General features: G+C 40.6%; 4 protein-coding genes. All 4 read left to right on the plus strand.

What is annotated here, in order from left to right; genetic code table 11:
- Positions 1 to 114: 114 nt before the first annotated feature.
- The 4 genes from metA (at position 115) to lytC (ending at position 4,129) form a co-directional block, all read left to right on the plus strand.
- Complete coding sequence (gene metA / locus HT701_RS04640) at positions 115 to 1,059, plus strand: homoserine O-succinyltransferase (RefSeq protein WP_119920064.1); 945 nt, start codon at positions 115 to 117, stop codon at positions 1,057 to 1,059.
- Between the two features lie 8 nt (positions 1,060 to 1,067).
- The gene (locus HT701_RS04645; RefSeq protein ID WP_000221595.1) at positions 1,068 to 1,745 is read left to right on the plus strand and encodes a DnaD domain-containing protein; all 678 of its coding nucleotides are present in this window, start codon (positions 1,068 to 1,070) and stop codon (positions 1,743 to 1,745) included.
- Between the two features lie 97 nt (positions 1,746 to 1,842).
- Positions 1,843 to 2,601 (plus strand): triose-phosphate isomerase, encoded by a 759-nt coding sequence (gene tpiA / locus HT701_RS04650; protein WP_000087893.1) that lies wholly within the window; start codon positions 1,843 to 1,845, stop codon positions 2,599 to 2,601.
- A gap of 37 nt (positions 2,602 to 2,638) precedes the next feature.
- Positions 2,639 to 4,129: a choline binding-anchored murein hydrolase LytC gene (gene lytC / locus HT701_RS04655; RefSeq protein ID WP_119920063.1), complete on the plus strand. Its 1,491-nt coding sequence runs from the start codon at positions 2,639 to 2,641 to the stop codon at positions 4,127 to 4,129.
- Positions 4,130 to 4,454: the final 325 nt, after the last annotated feature.

The raw sequence follows: 4,454 nt of genomic DNA on the forward strand, positions 1-4,454 counted from the left end.
CGAAGTCAGTAACATATACGTACGGCAAGGCAACGTTGACGCGGTTTGAAGAGATTCTCGAAGAGTTTCAAACATATGCAATTATTTCTGAAAGAGTACAGTTAGGAGAGGGTTATGCCGATTCGAATTGATAGAAAATTACCAGCTGTTGAGATTTTACGGACAGAGAATATCTTTGTCATGGATGATCAACGTGCGGCCCACCAAGATATCCGTCCTTTGAAGATTTTAATTTTAAATCTCATGCCACAGAAAATGGTCACAGAAACCCAGTTGTTGCGTCATTTGGCTAATACGCCCCTGCAATTGGATATTGATTTTCTCTATATGGAGAGCCATCGTTCTAAAACAACTCGTTCAGAGTACATGGAGACCTTTTATAAAACCTTTCCTGAAGTCAAGGATGAGTATTTTGATGGGATGATTATCACGGGTGCTCCAGTTGAGCATTTACCATTTGAGGAAGTGGACTATTGGGAGGAATTTAGCCAGGTGCTTGAGTGGTCCAAGACCCATGTCTATTCGACCCTTTATATCTGTTGGGGGGCTCAGGCTGGTCTTTATCTGCGTTATGGAGTGGAAAAATACCAGATGGACAGTAAGTTATCGGGTATTTATCCTCAGGACACTTTAAAAGAAGGGCACCTTCTTTTAAGAGGCTTTGACGATAGCTATGTTTCCCCTCATTCTCGGCACACGGAGATTTCTAAGGAAGAGGTCTTAAACAAAACCAATCTCGAGATTTTATCAGAGGGTTCTCAGGTTGGGGTTTCGATTTTGGCTAGTCGTGATTTGCGTGAAATTTATAGTTTTGGGCATTTGGAATATGACCGTGATACCTTGGCAAAAGAGTATTTCCGAGATTGTGATGCAGGTTTAGATCCTCATATTCCAGAAAATTACTTTAAGGATGATGATGTCAATCAGACGCCTTGTCTTTGTTGGTCTTCATCGGCAGCCCTCTTTTTCAGTAACTGGGTAAATTATGCAGTCTATCAGGAAACCCCTTTTGACTGGAGAAAAATAGAAGATGATGCATCTGCATTTGGGTATTTATAAGAGGAATTATGACATATTTAGACGCTTTTAAATCAGGGAACTTGGTTTTACCGAGTGCCCTGCTCTTGCATTTTAAGGAACTCTTTCCTTCTAGCGACGATTTTCTGGTTTGGCAATTTTTCTATTTGCAAAATACGACAGGCTTAGAAGAAATGTCGCCAAGCCAGATTGCTGAAAGGATTGGCAAGGAAATTTCGGATGTCAACCAGTCCATTTCCAATCTGACGGAGAGGGGACTTCTCCAGTATCGTACTATCGAATTAAATGGCGAAATCGAATTGCTTTTTGATGCTAGTTTGGCTTTGGAACGTTTGGATGACTTGCTTGGAGCTATTGCTTCGAGTTCAGACCAGTTGATACCTCAAAATCATCTTAAGGATTTGGTGGAAACCTTCCAGCAGGAGTTGGGACGCTTGTTGACGCCTTTTGAGATTGAGGATTTGATGAAGACACTAAAGGAAGATGGAACCAGTGCTGACTTGATTAAGGAAGCTCTTCGTGAAGCTGTTTTGAATGGAAAACCAAACTGGAAGTACATCCAGGCGATTTTGAGAAACTGGCGACATGAAGGTATCAAAAGTGTGGCTCAAATCGAGGCTAAGCGGGCAGAAAGAGAAGCAAGCAATCCTCAGTTGACACAGGTATCGGCAGATTTCAGAAATGCTATGGATCTCTGGAAGGATTAATCCATGTCAGCAGGCTTGAAATCCGAGTAAGATTTGCAAGCTGTGTCTAATTGTGATAAAATAAATAGAAAATAAATTGAAAAAAGAGGTATGTGAAATGTCACGTAAACCATTTATCGCTGGTAACTGGAAAATGAACAAAAATCCAGAAGAAGCTAAAGCATTCGTTGAAGCAGTTGCGTCAAAACTTCCTTCATCAGATCTTGTTGAAGCAGGTATCGCTGCTCCAGCTCTTGATTTGACAACAGTTCTTGCTGCGGCAAAAGGTTCAAACCTTAAAGTTGCTGCTCAAAACTGCTACTTTGAAAATGCAGGTGCCTTCACTGGTGAAACAAGCCCACAAGTTTTGAAAGAAATCGGTACTGACTACGTTGTTATCGGTCACTCAGAACGCCGTGACTACTTCCATGAAACTGACGAAGATATCAACAAAAAAGCAAAAGCAATCTTTGCAAACGGTATGCTTCCAATCATCTGTTGTGGTGAGTCACTTGAAACTTACGAAGCTGGTAAAGCTGCTGAATTTGTAGGTGCTCAAGTATCTGCTGCATTGGCTGGATTGACTGCTGAACAAGTTGCTGCATCAGTTATCGCTTACGAACCAATCTGGGCTATCGGTACTGGTAAATCAGCTTCACAAGACGACGCACAAAAAATGTGTAAAGTTGTTCGTGACGTTGTAGCTGCTGACTTTGGTCAAGAAGTTGCAGACAAAGTTCGTGTTCAATACGGTGGTTCTGTTAAACCTGAGAACGTTGCTTCATACATGGCTTGTCCAGACGTTGACGGTGCCCTTGTAGGTGGTGCGTCACTTGAAGCTGAAAGCTTCTTGGCTTTGCTTGACTTTGTAAAATAATCAGTAAGTAGCAAAAGCTAGGTGGAACAGCATTCAGATGTCTGTTCCATTTTTTATAGGAGAGGAAAGATTGAAAACAAAATTTGTATGTATAGGGCTAGCAAGCCTTTGCTTACTTGGCGTAAGAGTTTCAGGAATTGCGGCAGATGAAACAAGTGGAAGCACAGTTTCAGAAAAATCTAGTCTATCAACAGGAACTTCATCAACTAGTAGCAATGAACAGAGAAACAGTGTCTCTGCCCACTGGGATGGAGATTATTATGTAAAGGCTGATGGTTCTAAAGCTCAAAGTGAATGGATTTTTGATAATAACTACAAAGCTTGGTTTTATCTCAAATCAGACAGTCGTTATGCTCAAAATGAGTGGCAGGGCAATTACTACCTGAAATCAGGTGGCTATATGGCTCAAAACGAGTGGCTTTATGATAATAATTACAAGAGTTGGTTTTATCTCAAGTCAGATGGGGCTTATGCCCATCAAGAATGGCAATTGATTGGAAATAAGTGGTATTACTTCAAGAAGTGGGGTTACATGGCTAAAAGCCAATGGCAAGGAAGTTATTTCTTGAATGGTCAAGGTGCCATGATGCAAAATGAATGGCTTTATGATCCAGCCTATTCTGCTTATTTTTATCTAAAATCCGATGGAACTTATGCCAACCAAGAGTGGCAAAAAGTGGGCGGCAAATGGTACTATTTCAAGAAGTGGGGCTATATGGCTCGGAATGAGTGGCAAGGTAACTACTATTTGACTGGAAGTGGTGCCATGGCGACTGATGAAGTGATTATGGATGGTGCTCGCTATATCTTTGCGGCCTCTGGTGAACTCAAAGAAAAGAAAGATTTGAATGTCGGCTGGGTTCACAGAGATGGTAAACGCTATTTCTTTAATAATAGAGAAGAGCAAGTTGGAACCGAACATGCTAAGAAAGTTATTGATATTAGTGAGCACAATGGTCGTATCAATGATTGGAAAAAGGTTATTGATGAAAATGAAGTAGATGGTGTCATTGTTCGTCTAGGTTATAGTGGTAAAGAAGACAAGGAATTGGCGCATAACATTAAGGAGTTAAACCGTCTGGGAATTCCTTATGGTGTCTATCTCTATACCTATGCTGAAAATGAGACCGATGCTGAGAATGACGCTGAACAGACCATTGAACTTCTGAAGAAATACAATATGAACTTGTCTTATCCTATCTACTATGATGTTGAGAACTGGGAGTATGTGAATAAAAGTAAGCGTGCTCCGAGTGATACAGGTACTTGGGTTAAGATTATTAACAAGTACATGGAGACGATGAAGCAGGCGGGTTATCAAAATGTGTATGTCTATAGCTATCGTAGTTTATTACAGACGCGTTTAAAACACCCAGATATTTTAAAACATGTAAACTGGGTAGCGGCCTATACCAATGCTTTAGAATGGGAAAATCCTCATTATTCAGGAGAAAAGGGTTGGCAATATACCTCTTCTGAATACATGAAAGGAATCCAAGGGCGTGTGGATGTCAGCGTTTGGTATTAAGCTCTGATTAGAAAGAGGGATGTGAGAGTAGCACCCTCTTTTTCTTTGTTTTATGGCAGTTCATCCTCGAGTAAATTCAAGATCTCGCTAGGAAATAAATCTTATACTCAATGAAAATCAAAGAGCAAACTAGGAAACTAGCCGCAGGCTGTACTGGAGTAGGGCAAGGAGACGTTGACGTGGTTTGAAGAGATTTTCGAAGAGTATTATATAGTAGATTGAATATAGACCAGAACATTGCGGTTGCTAAAACATTTTTAGAAATTCATTTGTCTTTCCTAATCGACTTGGTTACATCTTATTTCAATCTATTATAGTCTTGGGG

The sequence above is a fragment of the Streptococcus sp. 10824 genome, from assembly GCF_013276595.1.
Taxonomy (GTDB): Bacteria; Bacillota; Bacilli; order Lactobacillales; family Streptococcaceae; genus Streptococcus; species Streptococcus pseudopneumoniae.